General features: G+C 72.7%; 15 protein-coding genes. 11 read left to right on the top strand and 4 right to left on the bottom strand.

Features of this window, described 5'->3' with window-relative positions:
- The first annotated feature begins 217 nt into the window (after nt 1-217).
- The 3 genes from ACIRQ7_RS33830 to ACIRQ7_RS33840 all read left to right on the top strand — a co-directional run bounded on the left by ACIRQ7_RS33830 (nt 218) and on the right by ACIRQ7_RS33840 (nt 3,206).
- Complete coding sequence (locus ACIRQ7_RS33830) at nt 218-643, top strand: GNAT family N-acetyltransferase (protein WP_404266380.1); 426 nt, start codon at nt 218-220, stop codon at nt 641-643.
- A gap of 200 nt (nt 644-843) precedes the next feature.
- Complete coding sequence (locus ACIRQ7_RS33835; RefSeq protein ID WP_404266381.1) at nt 844-2,187, top strand: hemolysin family protein; 1,344 nt, start codon at nt 844-846, stop codon at nt 2,185-2,187.
- The gene (locus tag ACIRQ7_RS33840; protein WP_404266382.1) at nt 2,184-3,206 is read left to right on the top strand and encodes a hemolysin family protein; all 1,023 of its coding nucleotides are present in this window, start codon (nt 2,184-2,186) and stop codon (nt 3,204-3,206) included. Before ACIRQ7_RS33835 ends, ACIRQ7_RS33840 begins: the two co-directional genes overlap by 4 nt.
- An 81-nt stretch (nt 3,207-3,287) precedes the next feature.
- Here the strand turns inward: ACIRQ7_RS33840 and ACIRQ7_RS33845 are convergent, their stop codons facing one another.
- Nucleotides 3,288-3,845 carry a GNAT family N-acetyltransferase gene (locus tag ACIRQ7_RS33845; RefSeq protein WP_404266383.1) on the bottom strand — a complete coding sequence of 186 codons (558 nt, stop codon included), beginning with the start codon at nt 3,843-3,845 and terminating at the stop codon, nt 3,288-3,290.
- A 62-nt stretch (nt 3,846-3,907) separates the two neighbouring features.
- Between ACIRQ7_RS33845 and ACIRQ7_RS33850 the strand changes: the two genes are divergently transcribed.
- The 3 genes from ACIRQ7_RS33850 to mug all read left to right on the top strand — a co-directional run bounded on the left by ACIRQ7_RS33850 (nt 3,908) and on the right by mug (nt 6,820).
- A complete protein-coding gene (locus ACIRQ7_RS33850; RefSeq protein WP_404266384.1) occupies nt 3,908-4,699 on the top strand; it encodes an SGNH/GDSL hydrolase family protein in 792 nt (263 codons plus the stop codon).
- 111 nt (nt 4,700-4,810) lie between these two features.
- Entirely contained in the window at nt 4,811-6,244 is a 1,434-nt protein-coding gene (gene purB / locus ACIRQ7_RS33855) for an adenylosuccinate lyase (protein ID WP_404266455.1), read from the top strand.
- A 27-nt stretch (nt 6,245-6,271) separates the two neighbouring features.
- A complete protein-coding gene (gene mug, locus ACIRQ7_RS33860; protein ID WP_404266385.1) occupies nt 6,272-6,820 on the top strand; it encodes a G/U mismatch-specific DNA glycosylase in 549 nt (182 codons plus the stop codon).
- A gap of 89 nt (nt 6,821-6,909) precedes the next feature.
- On the opposite strand, the gene ACIRQ7_RS33865 is transcribed toward mug, so the two are convergent.
- Entirely contained in the window at nt 6,910-7,368 is a 459-nt protein-coding gene (locus tag ACIRQ7_RS33865) for a hypothetical protein (protein ID WP_404266386.1), read from the bottom strand.
- Nucleotides 7,369-7,551: 183 nt separating this feature from the next.
- Here ACIRQ7_RS33865 and ACIRQ7_RS33870 point away from each other — a divergent pair, with 183 nt between their 5' ends.
- Nucleotides 7,552-8,709: an ROK family transcriptional regulator gene (locus ACIRQ7_RS33870; RefSeq protein WP_404266387.1), complete on the top strand. Its 1,158-nt coding sequence runs from the start codon at nt 7,552-7,554 to the stop codon at nt 8,707-8,709.
- A gap of 110 nt (nt 8,710-8,819) precedes the next feature.
- Here ACIRQ7_RS33870 and ACIRQ7_RS33875 read toward each other — a convergent pair whose 3' ends face one another.
- Nucleotides 8,820-9,566, bottom strand: a complete 747-nt coding sequence (locus ACIRQ7_RS33875; protein WP_404266388.1) for a GntR family transcriptional regulator — start codon at nt 9,564-9,566, stop codon at nt 8,820-8,822.
- Between the two features lie 288 nt (nt 9,567-9,854).
- Between ACIRQ7_RS33875 and ACIRQ7_RS33880 the strand changes: the two genes are divergently transcribed.
- Nucleotides 9,855-10,562 carry an aspartate/glutamate racemase family protein gene (locus tag ACIRQ7_RS33880; protein WP_404266389.1) on the top strand — a complete coding sequence of 236 codons (708 nt, stop codon included), beginning with the start codon at nt 9,855-9,857 and terminating at the stop codon, nt 10,560-10,562.
- On the opposite strand, the gene ACIRQ7_RS33885 is transcribed toward ACIRQ7_RS33880, so the two are convergent.
- Nucleotides 10,514-11,398, bottom strand: a complete 885-nt coding sequence (locus ACIRQ7_RS33885; RefSeq protein WP_404266390.1) for an RNA polymerase sigma-70 factor — start codon at nt 11,396-11,398, stop codon at nt 10,514-10,516. The two genes, ACIRQ7_RS33880 and ACIRQ7_RS33885, sit on opposite strands and share 49 nt — an antisense overlap.
- Nucleotides 11,399-11,650: 252 nt before the next feature.
- On the opposite strand from ACIRQ7_RS33885, the gene ACIRQ7_RS33890 reads away from it, so the two are divergent.
- From ACIRQ7_RS33890 to ACIRQ7_RS33900, 3 genes are all read left to right on the top strand, one after another.
- Nucleotides 11,651-12,481: an alpha/beta fold hydrolase gene (locus ACIRQ7_RS33890; protein WP_404266391.1), complete on the top strand. Its 831-nt coding sequence runs from the start codon at nt 11,651-11,653 to the stop codon at nt 12,479-12,481.
- Between the two features lie 310 nt (nt 12,482-12,791).
- On the top strand, nt 12,792-14,381 hold the full coding sequence (locus tag ACIRQ7_RS33895) for an alkaline phosphatase D family protein (protein ID WP_404266392.1): 1,590 nt from the start codon (nt 12,792-12,794) through the stop codon (nt 14,379-14,381).
- Between the two features lie 83 nt (nt 14,382-14,464).
- Nucleotides 14,465-15,862, top strand: a complete 1,398-nt coding sequence (locus ACIRQ7_RS33900) for a GNAT family N-acetyltransferase (protein ID WP_404266393.1) — start codon at nt 14,465-14,467, stop codon at nt 15,860-15,862.
- The last annotated feature ends 116 nt before the right edge of the window (nt 15,863-15,978 follow it).

Here is a 15,978-nt window from a genome sequence, read left to right on the forward strand (position 1 = left end):
CTCGCCAACTCCCGCGGGGTGGGCGGGAGTACGCCCCGCGGCGGCTTTCCCGGCACGCTGCCGCACATGCGGTACATGCGGTACATGCGGTACATGCGGATCCACGGCCAGGTGTTCCCTACGGGTCGCCGCCTGCCACCTGACACCTGCCGCCGCGAGCTCGACCGCGTACGGAAGCCGTTGGCCGAACAGGCGGACGCTCTGCTTGGCTCGACCCATGAGCGATCTTCACGTCCGCTGCGCCACCCTCTCCGACGTCGGCGCCGTACTGCGGTTCTGGCGCGAAGCCGCCGAAGGAACCAGCATCTCCGACGACCACGACGGGGTAACGCGACTCATCACCAGAGATCCCGGGGCTCTGCTCCTCGCGGAGCGCGACGGCCTTCTCACGGGAACGGTGATAGCCGGTTTCGACGGCTGGCGCTGCCATCTCTACCGGCTGGCGGTCCACCCGGACCACCGCCGAGCGGGCATCGGCGGCGCGCTGCTGACCGCGGCCGAGGAGCGGTTCACCGCGCTGGGCGGCCGGCGGGGTGACGCGATGGTGCTGGACGAAAACGCGCTCGCCCAGCATGCGTGGCGCGCGTCGGGCTATGCGCCCGAGCCGCAGTGGAGCCGCTGGGTCAAGCACCTCGACGGCTGAGAAGCCCCCGGAGCCCCGCCCGGTGGGCGGGGCTCACCGCCCCACCTACCCCTTTGCTGATCCTTTACCATGGTGAGTCCCCTCCCCCAGTGAAAGGTGTGTGAGCGTCCAGCCATGGGCGAACCTCCTAGTTGTCGAACGCCCTCCCAAGAGAGCGCGAACCTCCCGATCCTGTTCGATCATGGGATGGAGGTGACCCGATGACCGAGCTGCTCCTGCTGACCGTGGCGCTCCTCCTGACCCTGGCCTGTGGTGTCTTCGTCGCGGCCGAGTTCTCCCTGACGACCGTCGAGCGCAGCGATCTGGAGCGTGCCGTCGAGCGCGGCGACCGCGGCGCCGACAGCGCCCTGAAGGCCGTCCGCGGCCTCACCTTCCAGCTGTCCGGCGCCCAGCTCGGTATCACCGTCACCGGCCTGGTCATCGGCATGCTGTCCAAGCCCGCCATCGCCACTTTGCTGGCCGGACCGCTCGGCGCCATGGGCCTGTCCCGGTCCGTTGCCGATTCGGTGGCGTTGGTCCTCGGCACGGCGATCTCCACCGTCGTCCTGATGGTCGTCGGCGAGCTGGTACCGAAGAACTGGGCCATCTCCAGTCCGCTGGTCATCGCCAAGAAGGTCGCCACCGCCCAGCGCGGTTTCAGCGCCGCCTTCAAGCCGCTGATCGGGCATCTCAACACCACCGCGAACCACATGGTGCGCCGGATGGGCCTGGAGCCCGCCGAGGAGCTGGCCTCCGCGCGCGGCCCGCAGGAGCTGGTCGCGCTGGCCCGGCACTCCGCCAAGGAGGGCGCACTGGAGCCGGACACCGCCGAGCTGTTCGTCCGCACCCTCAACCTCGCCGACCTCACCGCGGAGAACGTCATGACGCCGCGGGTACAGGTGATGGCCCTGGAGGTGCAGTCGACCGCCGAGGACGTCGCCAACGCCACCCGCGCGACGGGCCTGTCCCGCTTCCCCGTCTACCGCGGCAGCCTCGACAGCGTCGTCGGTGTCGCGCACATCAAGGACGTGCTGGCGATCCCGGCCGAGCGCCGCCCCCGCCACCCCGTCGCCGAGCTGCTGCGCGAGCCGCTGCTCGTTCCCGAGACGCTGACCGTGGACCGGCTGCTGGACCGGTTGTCCGGCAAGCGCACGATGGCCGTGGTCATCGACGAATACGGCGGCACCGCCGGCGTCGCGACGTTGGAGGACATCGTCGAGGAAGTGGTCGGCGAGGTCCGGGACGAACACGACCCGCTGGAGAACCCCGATCTGGCACCGGCCGGTAACGACGCCGACGGCCGCAGCGTCTACCAGGCCGACGGCGCCGCCCGTACCGACCAGCTGCAGCGGATCGGGCTCCGGCTGCCCGACGGCCCGTACGAGACGCTGGCCGGCCTGATCGCCACCGAGCTCGGCCGCATCCCGGTCGACGGCGACACCCTGGAGGTCGCCGGCTGGTCGGTGGACGTGCTCGATGCCTCCGGCCACCGGGCGGCGCGCGTGCTGCTGCACGCCCCGCTGCCCGGCAGTTCCTACGACCGGGAAGCGGAGGCGGGCCGATGACCGCCGTCCAGTTGTTCGTCGGCCTGCTGACGCTGGTCGTCAACGCCTTCTTCGTCGGCGCCGAGTTCGCCCTGATCTCGGTACGCCGCGGCCAGATCGAACCGCATGCCGAGCAGGGTGACCGCCGTGCCCGGAGCGTGATGTGGGGCCTGCAGCACGTCTCGGCCCTGCTGGCCGCCGCCCAGCTCGGGATCACGCTGTGCACGCTGGTGCTGGGTGCCGTCGCCGAACCGGCGATCGCGCATCTCCTGGAGCCGGTGTTCCACGCCGTCGGGATCGCGGAGGGCCTGATCCACCCGATCTCGTTCGTGATCGCACTGGCCCTGGCGACGTATCTGCACATGCTCTTCGGCGAGATGGTGCCGAAGAACGTGGCGCTCGCCGAGCCGGTGCGCACCGCCCTGGTGCTGGGCCCGCCGCTGGTCGCCCTGACCCGGGCGCTGCGCCCGGTGATCTTCGCCATCAACGCGCTGGCCAACGGCCTGCTGAAACTGCTGCGGGTGGAGACCAGGGACGAGGTGGCCGCGACCTTCTCGGACGATCAGCTCGCGAAGATGGTCGAGGACTCGCGGGACGCGGGCCTTCTGGACGACCGCGCCAAGGAACGGCTGCGGGACGCCCTGGAGCTGGGCCGCCGCCCGGTCAGGGACGTGGTGCTGCCCGTGGAGAAGGTCGTGTCCGCCCGGATGGGGATCACGCCGGAGGGCCTGGAGCGGATGGCCGGCGATTCCGGCTTCTCACGCTTCCCGGTCGTCGACGACACCCGCCGCATCCTCGGGTATCTGCACGTCAAGGATGCCCTGGACGCCACGCCGCGCGATATGCCGTTCACCGTCGCCGCGCTGCGCCCGATCGCCCGGGTCAAGGCCGCGACCTTGCTGGACGACGTCCTGACGGCGATGCGCGGTTCGAGTACGCACCTGGCAGCGGTGATCGGCGACGACGGAACGCTGGCCGGCCTGGTGACCATGGAGGACGTGCTGAGGCAGCTGGTGCTGCAGCGGCCACCGGCGGCCTGAACCGGGCCGGCGGCCGCGGTTGCCGACAGGGGCGGGGCGCGTTCACGACGCGCCCCGCCCTCTCCATGGCGGACTCCGGGCTCACCGCGAAGGCCGGTGGCACCAGGTCCGCAGCACCACTCGACGCCCCTTGACCTCCCGCACGAGGAGCGCGTCGCCGGTGAGACGGAACCCGGCCGACCGGGCGACGGCGGTGCTCGCCAGATTGTCCGCCTCGATCCGGAGCAGTACACGCCGCGCCCGCAACCGGCCGGACGCGTAGTGCGTCGCCAATCCCAGCGCGCGACCGGCCAGTCCCCTGCGCCGGAACCGGCTCCCGATGCCGTACGCGATCTCGATGTCCCGGTCGTCCGGACCGGCGCGGAAGAGCAGGACCTCGCCCAGCGGCTCACCCCCGTCGGTGGTGACCGCCCACTGGATCCGACGGCAGGCGCAGCGGGCCTCCCGAGCGCTCGCCACATAGGCCCGCGCGGCCGCCTCGTCGAAGGGCGAGGCAACGGGGGTCCAGCGGCTGATCTCCGGGTCGTCGTACAGCTCGGCCAAGACGGGGAGGTCGCTCTCGCCCCATTCCCTGAGCACCAGGCCCTGCCCCTCCAGCCGCACCGGTTCTGCGGGAAAGTCGCTCGGCGGTGTCTGCATGCGCCGATCTTCCGCCACCTGACGACAACCCGGCCCGGGCTTCGGGATAAAATCTCGGCGCCATGAAAATAAATGCCCATTACACCAGTTTCGTCGCGGTCGGCGACAGCTTCACCGAAGGCATGTCGGACGGACTGCCCGACGGCTCCTACCGCGGCTGGGCCGATCTGCTCGCCGCCCGACTGGCGGCGCGGCTGCGCGGTGCCGACGCGCAGGCACCCGGCTTCCGCTACGCCAACCTCGCGGTGCGCGGCAAGCTCATCGGCCAGATCCTCGACGAGCAGTGCGGCCCCGCGGCGTCGATGGGCGCCGATCTGGTGACGATGGTCGGCGGGCTCAATGACGTCCTGCGGCCGAAGTGCGATGTGGACCAGGTGTGCGCGCAGTTCGCGGCCGCCGCCGAGCTGCTGGCCAAGGGCGGCGGGCAGCTCGTGCTGATGCGCAGCCCGGGGCGGCAGGGTCCGGTGCTGGAACGCTTCCGGCCGCGCATGGAGCAGCTGTTCGCACAGATCGACACCGTGGCACAGCGGCACGGCGCGATGGTCGTGGACCTCTACGCGTCGCGGGCGCTGTCCGATCAGCGGCTGTGGGCGGACGACCGGCTGCACCTCAACGCCGAGGGCCACCACAGGGTCGCGGAGGCGGTCTGGCAGGCACTCGGCCTCGATGCCGAGTCCGACTGGGACCAGCCGCTCCCCCCGGGCGCACCGCCGGGCTGGGGTGCGCGGCGGGCCGCCGATCTGCGGTTCACCCGCGAATATCTGGTGCCGTGGATAGGGCGCCGGCTGACCGGCCGCTCGTCGGGCGACGGCCGGCCGGCCAAGCGCCCCGACCTGCTGCCGTACGAGGGGTGACCGGCCGCAGGGCGTCCGCACGGCCGGACTGTGCGGCTTGGAGGAAAGCACAGCCGGGACCGGGGCGCTGGCCTGCGTAAATCGCCAGTAGACTCTGGCCACGTGACTGCTGTGTCTGCGAAGCCTCGCATCCCCAATGTTCTTGCCGGCCGCTACGCCTCCGCGGAGCTGGCCGTGCTGTGGTCCCCCGAGTACAAGGTCAAGCTGGAGCGGAAGCTGTGGCTTGCCGTGCTGCGTGCGCAGAAGGACCTGGGGGTGGAGGTCCCCGAGCAGGCGCTGGCCGATTACGAGCGGGTCCTGGAGACCGTCGACCTGGGCTCGATCGCCGAGCGCGAGAAGGTCACCCGGCACGACGTCAAGGCCCGGATCGAGGAGTTCAACGCCCTCGCCGGCCATGAGCAGGTCCACAAGGGCATGACCTCGCGCGACCTGACCGAGAACGTCGAGCAGCTGCAGGTGCGGCTGTCGCTGGAGCTGATGCGCGACCGTACGGTCGCCGTGCTGGCGCGGCTCGGCTCGCTGTCCGCGCAGTACTCCGAGCTGGTCCTGGCGGGCCGCTCGCACAATGTCGCCGCGCAGGCCACGACGCTGGGCAAGCGCTTCGCGACCGCCGCCGACGAGCTCCTCGTCGCCTACGGGCGGCTGGAGGACCTGCTGTCCCGCTACCCCCTGCGCGGCATCAAGGGCCCCGTCGGCACCTCGCAGGACATGCTCGACCTGCTGGGCGGCGACGGCGCCAAGCTCGCCGACCTGGAGCAGCGGATCGCCGCGCACCTCGGCTTCGGCCAGGCGTTCACCTCCGTCGGCCAGGTCTACCCGCGCTCGCTGGACTACGACGTCGTCAGCGCGCTGGTGCAGCTCGCCGCCGCGCCCTCCTCCACCGCCAAGACGATCCGGCTGATGGCTGGGCACGAGCTGGTGACCGAGGGCTTCAAGCCGGGTCAGGTCGGCTCCTCGGCGATGCCGCACAAGATGAACACCCGCTCCTGCGAGCGCGTCAACGGTCTGATGGTGATCCTGCGCGGCTATGCCTCGATGGCCGGGGAGCTCTCCGGCGACCAGTGGAACGAGGGCGATGTGTCCTGTTCCGTGGTGCGCCGGGTCGCGCTGCCGGACTCCTTCTTCGCGCTGGACGGGCTGCTGGAGACGTTCCTGACCGTGCTCGACGAATTCGGCGCCTTCCCGGCCGTCGTCGCCCGCGAGCTGGACCGCTACCTGCCCTTCCTCGCCACCACGAAGGTGCTGATGGGCGCCGTGCGCGCGGGTGTCGGCCGCGAGGAGGCGCACGAGGCGATCAAGGAGAACGCGGTCGCCTCGGCGCTCGCGATGCGCGAGCAGGGCGCGGAGCGCAACGAGCTGCTGGACAAGCTGGCGGCGGACTCCCGGATCCCGCTGGACAAGGCGCAGTTGGACGCCCTGATGGCGGACAAGCTGTCCTTCACCGGTGCGGCGGCCGACCAGGTCGCTTCGGTCGTGGCCCGCATCGAGGAGATCGCCAAGCAGCACCCCGAGGCCGCGGCGTACGCCCCGGGTTCGATCCTCTGACGCGTACCTCCGACAAGGGCATCCGACGTGGGTTTCACCCCTGAGGAACTGCAGGCCGCTCGCGACCGTCTCGTCCCTGACGTGGCGGCGAGCGGCCTGCGGGTGCTCTTCTGCGGGATCAACCCCGGGCTGATGACCGCGGCGACCGGTCACCATTTCGCCCGGCCCGGCAACCGCTTCTGGCCCGTGCTGCACGCATCCGGCTTCACGCCCCGGCAGTTCCGGCCGGCCGAGCAGGAGGAGCTGCTCGCCCACGGCCTCGGCATCACCAACGTCGTGGCGCGGGCGACCGCCAAGGCCGACGAGCTGACGGCCGAGGAGTATCGCGAGGGCGGGCGGCTGCTCGCCGAGAAGGTGGACCGGCTGCGGCCGCGGTGGCTCGCGGTCGCGGGCGTCACGGCCTACCGCGTCGCCTTCGGCGACAAGCACGCCGCGATCGGCCCCCAGGAGCACACCCTGGGCGGCACACGGATCTGGGCGCTGCCGAACCCCAGTGGTCTCAACGCCCATTGGACGCTTGCCACCATGGCGGAGGAGTACGGCCGGCTCCGCGCGGCGGCCTTCGGCGAGCCCTGACGGGCCCCGGGCCCGGCGCGCGACCAGCAGCCGCCGCAGCACAGCCCGCCCCGGCCCGCCCCTCACCCCGTCACGCCTCGCGCTCCCCCTCACCCCGGCCCCCTGGCGTCCGCCACCGCCGCCAGCACCTGGCACGGCAGTTCGGGGCCGCTCTGCCCGGCGCCGACCGCCACCCAGCGGCCCGCCACCCGCCAGGTGTGGACCCGCGGCACCAGAGCGCACAGGACGTCCAGCGGCGGCGCGACCGGCAGACCCATCGCCGTCCGCTCCAGCTCCGCCGACAGCTCCACAGCGGCGGGCTCGCCCCACCGTAAGGACAGCACCGCGGTCAGCGCTGCCAGCTCGGCCGCGCAGTCCTCGCGGGCCTCCACCACCTCCGCCGGGTCCGCGTCCCACAGCGGCGGGCTCTGCCATATCCGCGCCAGGTGGAAGCCCGGCCCGCTCTCGCCGGCGGCGGAGGGGCCGCGTTGCGACGGGAACGCGCGGCCCCGCAGCTCGTCGATCAGGGCGAGTTGCCGGGCGGTGGTGGTGAGCGGTGCGCCAGTCATACCGTCAGTAAACCGCTGGGGTCTGACAATTGGCCGCCCGTCAGGGCCTTCGAACCGCCACGGCCTGCCACGACCCGCGCCCCGGCCACCGTTCCGCAGCGCGTCCGGCGGCTCACCGGGGGTCGCCGCACACCCGCTGACCGGCTACGATCCGCCAGACACGCGACGCGAGGAGGACGGACGTTGGGGCGGCTCACCGGCGGGGACCCCTCCCTGCTGCGACGGATCAACTCCGCGGTGGTGCTGCATGCGCTGCGCGCCGCGGACTCCCCCACGCTCACCCATCTCGTCGAGGTGACGGGCCTGTCCCGGCCCACCGTCGAGGGCGTGGTCGAGGGGCTCATCGAGACCGGTCTGGTCGTCGAGGCCGTCGCCGAGGAGGGCGGAACCCGCCGTCAAGGACGGCCGGCCCGGCGGTTCCGGTTCCGTACGGAGGCCGGGCATCTGCTCGGCATCGAGATCGGACCGCACCGCGTATCGGCCCTGCTCTCCGACCTCGGCGGGCGGGTGCTGGATTCGGCGCAGCGCCCGGTGGAGGAGTCCGCGCCCGCCGACGAACGGCTGGAGCGGGTGCGCACCGTGGTGGCCGATCTGCTGCGGCGGGCGGGGGTGGCGCGCAGTTCGCTGCGCGCCGTGGGGGTGGCGGGTCCCGGCATCGTGGAGGCCGACGGCACCGTACGGCTCGGCACCGCGCTGCCCGGCTGGACCGGGCTGCCGCTCGGTGACCGGCTGCGGCGGTCGTTCCGCTGCCCGGTGCTGGTCGAGAACGACGCCAATGCCGCCGCCGTGGCCGAGCACTGGAAGGGCGCGGCGACCGGGTCCGACGACATCGTGATGGTGCTGGCGGGACTGAGTCCGGGGGCCGGTTCGCTGATCGGCGGCCGACTGCACCGCGGGTTCGGTGGGGCCGCCGGCGAAATCGGCGCGCTGCATCTGCTGGGGCGCGAGGCGACCCCGGAGACGCTGCTGTCGACGACCGGGGAGCCACTGCATCCCCTGGACGAGGCGCAGGTCGCCCGGGTGTTCGCGCTGGCGCGGGGCGGTGACGTACGCGCCGGGCAGGCGGTGGCCCGTTTCATCCAGCGGCTGGTGCACGATGTCGCCGCGCTGGTGCTCGCGCTGGATCCGGAGCTGGTGGTGATCGGCGGCTGGGCGGCGGGGCAGGCCGGTGTACTGGAGCCGCTGCGCGGCGAGTTGGCGCGCTACTGCCTGCGCCCGCCGGAGGTGACCCTGTCGATGCTGGGTGAGGCGGCGGTGGCCACCGGCGCGCTGCGGCTGGCCCTGGACCATGTCGAGGGCGAGTTGTTCGCGGTGGACGGCACGGTGACGGGGCGGCGCTGAGGCGGCCGGGCAGGACGACGGGCCCGTACCGAAGCGGGTTCGGTACGGGCCCGTGCGGACGCGGGCGGCTGCGGCGGCTCCGGGCCCGGATGTCCGCCCGCGCTCGCGTCTCAGCCCGCCAGCAGGGCGACCGCTTCGCTCTCGCCGAAGGTGAGGCGGCAGGTGTCGGCGCGGTAGGTGGAGACCGCGACGGCGGTGGTGCGCCCCGCGCAGAAGTAGCGGGTGGTGACGACCAGCACCGGGGCCCCGGGCAACCGGTCGAGCTGCTTGGCGTCCTCCGCGCGGGCCGAGCCCAACTCGACGGTGCGGTCCTGGCCCTCCAGCTCCAGCCCCTGCAGCTCGTGGAGTACGGCGCGGGCGCGGCTCTGGGCGCTGACCGCGGCCACCTCCGAGCAGCCGGGGACCGAGGCCGACGGTACGTACAGCAGCTCGGCGGCGACGGGCTGGCCGTTCGTCACGCGGCTGCGGCGCACGATCTGCACGCGGTCGCCGGGGGCGGTCTCCAGAAGGCGGGCGATCGGGGCGGGCACCGCTTCGGTCTCGACGGCGTCGACCGGCTGCCAGTCGTCGCCGGCGGCGCCGGGCCAGGTGTGGCGGGCCGGGTCGACGGCCACCCCGACGCGCGGCGGTGCGACCGTGGTGCCCACGCCTCGGCGGCGGTGCAGCCTGCCTTCCAGCTCCAGCTGCTCCAGCGCCTGCCGGAGGGTGGCGCGCGCGACGCCGAACCGGGCCGCGAGGTCACGTTCGTTGGGCAGAACCTCGCCGACGGCGAACTCCGAGTCCAGCGCTTCGCTGAGCACGGTCTTGAGGTGCCAGTATTTCGGCTCCGGCACCGTTTCGAGCTGCGTGGTCCCCACCCTGTCCTCCGCACTGGCCGTTGCCCCGCGGGGCTGCGCTGCCATGGCACATCCGGCGCTCTCGCACCGCGGTCCGCCGCCCTCCGGAGCCTCGCGCGGGAGCCGTTCCTGCACCTGCCCGCACGCGATCCGGAATATGAGCGCTTCTTTATTAAAGGTTGTTGCAGTATCCCGACGATATGGCCGCCCCCACCCTTGGTCAAGACCAATCAGCCCTCGGGTTTTGCGGCCCTGGTGCGCCCTCGGGCCCGTCGGGCGACCGCGTACGCCACCGGCTAGCCTGCGTGCATGCTCGCGCTGCTGCACACCTCGCCCGTCCACGTCCCGGTCTTCGACGCGCTGCGCGACGAGGACGCCCCGGGGCTGCCCCTGCGGCATCTCGTCCGCCCCGAACTCCTGGACCGCGCACGGGAGCAGGGCCCCGAAGCGGTGGCGGAGGAGGTGTCCGGGGCACTCGCCGGAGCGGCCCGGGAGGGGGCGCGCGCGGTGCTCTGCACCTGCTCGACGATCGGCGCGGTGGCCGAGGCGGCCGGCGCCGCGCTCGGGCTGCCCGTCCTACGGGTGGACCGTCCGATGGCCGCGGCCGCCGTCGCCGCCGGAGCGCGGATCACGGTGCTCGCCGCGCTGGAGAGCACGCTGGGCCCGACCGCGGATCTGATCACCGAGGAGGCCGAACGGGCCGGGCGCGAGGTGACGGTGCGTACGGTGCTCGTGCCCGGCGCCTGGGAGCGGTTCGAGGCCGGGGACACCGAGGGCTGTCTGGCGGCGGTCGCCGCTGCGGTGGACGAGGTGCGGGACGCCGATGCGATCGTGCTGGCGCAGGCGTCGATGGCGGCGGCGGCCGAACGACCGAGGGCGGCGGGACGGCCGGCGGCTGACGGTGCGACCGGCGGCGCGGCGCCGGTCGTGTTGTCGAGTCCGCGCCGGGGTCTGCGGGCGGCGGCCGCTCAGTCGAACGCCAGCGAGACGAGCTTGTCCGGGTTGCGCACGATGTAGACGGTCTGGATCAGCCCGTCCTCGATGTCGAGCTGGATGACCGTGTCCGGCTTGCCGCCGTAGTGCGCCAACAGCCCGATGCCGCCGTTGAGTTCGAGCAGGGTGAACTCCATGCCCGGTCCCCCGGTCGGCGCGACGCCGACGAGGAAACGGCCGACCTTGTCGGCGGACTCGATGATCCGCAGCGGCGCCTTGGACTTTCCGCCGCTGTCCCCGACGAGCCGCGCGTCGGCGGCCAGGAGGGTCAGCAGCCCGTCCAGGTCTCCCCCCGCGGCCGCCGCGATGAACCGCTCGGTCAGCGTCCGCTGCCGGTCCGGGTCGACCTCGAAGCGCGGCCTGCCCTCCTCGACGTGCCGCCGGGCGCGGCCCGCCAGTTGGCGCACGGCGGCCTCGCTGCGGTCGAGGGCGTCGGCGATCTCAGCGTACGGATAGCCGAAGGCCTCCCGCAGCACGAACACGGCGCGCTCCAACGGGGAGAGGGCTTCCATGACGACGAGCATCGCGAGCGTCACGGATTCGGTGAACACCGCCCGCTCCGCGATGTCGGGCGCGGTGCCGCCGATGTCGGTGACGACGGGCTCCGGCAACCACGGGCCCACATAGGTCTCACGGCGTGACTGGACCTGCCGGAGACGGTCGATGGCGAGCCGGGTGGTGACGCGGACCAGATAGGCACGCGGTTCGCGTACCTCCGCACGGTCGGCGGCGGACCAGCGCAGCCATGCGTCCTGGACCACGTCCTCGGCGTCGGCCACCCGGCCGAGCATGCGGTAGGCCACGCCGTGCAGCACGGGGCGGTGCTCTTCGAAGACATCGGTCGCAGGATCGGTCAGCACCCCTCCATCCCACCGGGCGGCCGCGGTGTTGTCCAGCGGAAACGGCGGAAACGCGGCGGTCCGGGGGGTGGTGTGCGGCACACCGTGCGAGGGTGCCGCGGGCGGGGTGGGCGCGGTGGCGGGCGCTCGGATCCGCCGCCGTATACCCCTCAGTAGCTTTTGCTGGCATCGTGTCTGCGCACGTCCCTGCCGCCCCGCGCCGTGCCCCGACCTCCGGGCGGGAGCGCCGGCACGCAACCCTGAGGAGCGCCCATGGCCGCCCCGGTCTCCTACGCCCGTGTCAGCCCCGCGGACCGGCCGCCGTTCACCGTCGCGTACGAGCGCAAGGGCACCGGTGAGCCCATCGTGCTGCTGCACGGCATCGGTCACCACCTCCAGGCCTGGCGGCCGGTCTGCGACATCCTCGCCGCCTCGCACGAGGTCATCGCCCTCGACCTGCCCGGTTTCGGCGCCTCACCCGCGCTGCCCGGCGGCTCCTCGTACGACCTGTCGACAGTGGTCCCGCTGCTCGCCGCGGCGTTCACGGAACTGGGCGTCGAGCGTCCGCACGTGGTGGGCAACTCCCTGGGCGGGCTGCTGGCACTCGAACTGGGCCGGGCACGGGCCGTACGGTCGGTCACCGCGCTCTCCCCGGCGGGCTTCTGGACGGAGGCCGAGCGCCGCTACGCCTTCGGGGTGCTGCGCGGGATGCACGCGGGCGCCCACGCGCTGCCGCAGCCGGTGGTCGAGTCACTGGCCCGGTCCGCCATCGGGCGGGCCTCCCTGACCGGCACCATCTACGCCCACCCCGGGCGCCGTTCGGCCGACGCGGTGGCCGCGGAGACCCGGGCGCTGCGCGAGGCCCCCGGATTCGCCCCGACGCTCGCGGCAGGCCGGGGCGTGCGCTTCACCGGCGATGTCCCGGACGTCCCGGTGACGATCGGCTGGGGCAGCCGGGACCGCCTGCTGCTGCGCCGTCAGGGCGTACGCGCCAAGCACACGATTCCCGGCGCCCGGCTGGTGCGGCTGCCGGGCTGCGGACACGTGCCGATGAACGACGATCCGGCGCTGGTGGCGCGGGTCATTCTCGACACGGTGCGCTGAGGGCGGGCGCCGGTTCCGTAGCCGCGCCCGGCCGGCGCGTCGCGTCGCGGGCTGCGCGTCCGCCGCCTGCGGACCTCGCGCGCGGCGTCCGCCCGTTGGGGAGCCGGTGCGGCGCGTGGGCGTCCGGGTGCCGGATTGGTGCGTATGGGTCGTGCCGCCGTCCTGGCGATCGGACGGCGGTCTTGCGACCATGGGCGGTCCGCCACCAGGACGGGCGGGTGGAGTTCACCGTCCGTTCGTCCGTGGGGCATCGGGCAGCGGTACGAACGGGACGTCACCGCGACGGAACGAGCAGACGGAGGTTTTTCGGATGGCGCAGGGATCCGGCACGGCATTCGGACCGGGATTCGGACGGCGTTCGCTGCTGCACGGCGCCGCGGCCGGTTCCGCGGCGCTGGCGCTGCCCGCGCTGTCCTGCGCCGCGCCCGCACAGGCCCGCAGCGGGCGGCCGAGCGCCGACTGGGGGGTGCAGGTCGGTGATGTGACGACGTCGTCGGGGCTGGTGTGGGTGCGCTCCGACCGGCCGGCCCGGATGGTGGTGGAGACCGCCGCCACCGAGTCGTTCCACAACGCCAGGACCTGGCACGGGCCGGTGATCGGTGCCGGCACGGACTTCACCGGCGTCACCTCCCTGCACGGCCTGCCGTCCGGTGAGCAGATCCACTACCGGGTGCGGCTGGCCGATCCGGACGACCCGCGTCGCTCGGGCGAGCCGGTCACCGGGACGTTCCGCACCGCGCCGGAGCACCGCGGGCACAGTGGCCTGCGGTTCCACTGGTCGGGAGACCTGGCCGGGCAGGGCTGGGGCATCAATCCGGACCGTGGCGGCTACCGCATCTACGAGGACATGCGGCGCCGGAACCCTGACTTCTTCCTGTGCAGCGGCGACAGCATCTACGCCGACAGCCCGATCGAGGCGAAGGTGACGCTGCCCGACGGCCGGATCTGGCGGAATGTCACGACCGAGGAGAAGGCGAAGGTCGCGGAGACGCTCGGGGAGTTCCGTGGCGCGTTCCGCTACAACCTGCTGGACGACAATCTGCGCCGGTTCAACGCCCAGGTGCCCACGATCACCCAGTGGGACGACCACGAGGTGCACAACAACTGGTATCCGGGACAGCTGCTGGACGACGACCGGTACACGGAGAAGGACGCGGACGTCCTCTCGTCGCGGTCGCTGCGCGCGTTCAGCGAGTACTTCCCCATCCGTACACTGCGGGCCGACCGGGGCGGCCGGGTCTATCGCGTGGTGCGGTACGGCCCGCTGCTGGACGTGTTCGTGCTGGACATGCGGCGCTACCGCAACGCCAACTCGCCGGGCCGGCAGACCGATGACCCGCAGGGGATTCTCGGGGCCGAGCAGCTGCGCTGGCTCAAGCGGGAGCTGTCGCGCTCGCGTGCGGTGTGGAAGGTGATCGCCTCCGACATGCCACTGGGGCTGGTCGTGCCGGACGGCAAGACGAACTTCGAGGCGGTGGCGCAGGGCGATCCGGGCGCGCCGCTGGGACGGGAGCTGCAACTGGCGGAGCTGCTGCGGCACATCAAGCACGAGCGGGTGACGGGCACCGTCTGGCTGACGACGGACGTCCACTACACCTCGGCGCAGCACTACGCGCCGGAGCGGGCCGCGTTCAAGGACTTCGAGCCGTTCTGGGAGTTCGTGTCCGGGCCGCTCAACGCGGGCGGTTTCGCTTCTTTGAAGCTGGACGGAACATTCGGGCCCGAGCAACCGTTCATCAAGGCGCCGGACCGTGCCAATACCTCCCCTGCGGAGAGTCCGCAGTACTTCGGCGAGATCGACATCGACGGAGGCAGTGGGGAGCTGACGGTGCGACTGCGTCAGGAGGGTGGAGAGGTGCTGTTCCGTAAGGTGCTGCAACCCGGACGGGTAGGACAGTAGGGGCCAATGCGTCGATTGCGTCTTTTACCCGTCGGACACAATGTGTTGGCGACCAGGCAACACCCGTCGGCGAGGCTGTCTGCATGACTGAAGCAACCTCTCCCAACAGTTCCCGCCGCCACCACTGGCGCAAGGACATCGTCGAGCTGGCCGCCCTGTTCACCGCCGTGGGCGTGGCGGACTCCGTGGCCAACACCGTGGCCCACGGCCCCGCCGGTCCGGTGATGCTGTACGCCTCGGCCGGCTCCCTGCTGGCCGCGACGGGCTTCCACCTGTGGTGGTCACGCCGCCACGGACACGCACCCCCGCCGACCGATACGGGCGCCGCGGCGTCGGACTCCCCCGCCGAGGCCCCCAAGGCCGGCGGCCAGGAGACGGCGCTGTGGCGGATGCGGACCACGGTCCAGGACGAGCCCGGCAGCCTGGCGGCCCTGTGCACGGCGCTCGCCGCGCAGCGGGTGGACATCCTCAGCCTGCAGACCCACCCGCTGTCCGACGGCACGGTCGACGAGTTCCTGCTGCGGGCGCCCGCCCTGCTGGCGCCCGCCGATCTGACCCGTACGGTGGCCGGCTCGGGCGGCGCGCAGACCTGGCTGGAGCGGGCGGACGCGCACGACCTGGTCGACGCGCCGACCCGGATGCTGGGTCTGGCCACCCGCACGGCACTCGATTCGGCCGAACTCCCGCTGGCTTTGCGCCAGTTGCTGGGCCGCTGCACCATCCACTCGGTGCCCGCCCGGTCACTGCGCGGCCGGCCGCTCGCCGAGCAGGTGCCCGCCGAGGGCGTGCTGGACGAACACACCATGACATTCCGCGACCCCTCCGGGGGGTCCCTCACCATCGAAAGGCCGCAATTGCCGTTCACACCCACCGAGTTCGCCCGGGTGCGGGCGTTGGTCGACCTGGACACGAGGCTGGGTCAGCGGGTGCCGCCACGACGCGATGTGCTGACGCTGCCCGAGGGCAACGCCATCACGATCCGACGCGCCGACACCACCGACCGGGCCGCCGCCCGCGAGATGCACGACCGCTGCTCCGCCGACACCCTCGCGCTGCGCTACCACGGCCCGGTCACCGACGCCGACCGCTACCTCGGCCATCTGCTGAGCCCGCGATTCGGCCGCACCCTCGCGGTGGAGACCACGTCCGGCCGTCTGGTGGCGCTGGGTCATCTGCTCTGGGACGGTGACGAGACCGAGGTCGCACTGCTCGTCGAGGACGCCTGGCAGCAGCGCGGGATCGGCGCCGAGCTGCTGCGCCGGCTGATGGCGATGGCCTCCGAGACCGGCTGCGAGAGCGTGTACGCCGTCACCCAGGCGTCCAACACCGGCATGGTGGCGGCGATGCGTGGTCTGGGCCTGCCCCTCGACTACCAGATCGAGGAGGGCACCCTGGTGATCACCGCCCGCCCGACGGGCGTGCCCGCCCACCGGTCCGCGCGGGAGGCGGTACGCACACCGGACGGCTCCGGCCGCCGCTGAGCCCGTCCCCTTCACAAGAATCCCCCTACCGGCCGCCGGCACAGCTCGGCGGCCGGTCCCGTGGGCGGGTGTCAGGCAGCCGGCCGGGCAACGAGACCGTAAAGCGACAGGAACGT

The organism is Streptomyces sp. NPDC101393, from assembly GCF_044767385.1.
GTDB lineage: Bacteria > Actinomycetota > Actinomycetes > Streptomycetales > Streptomycetaceae > Streptomyces.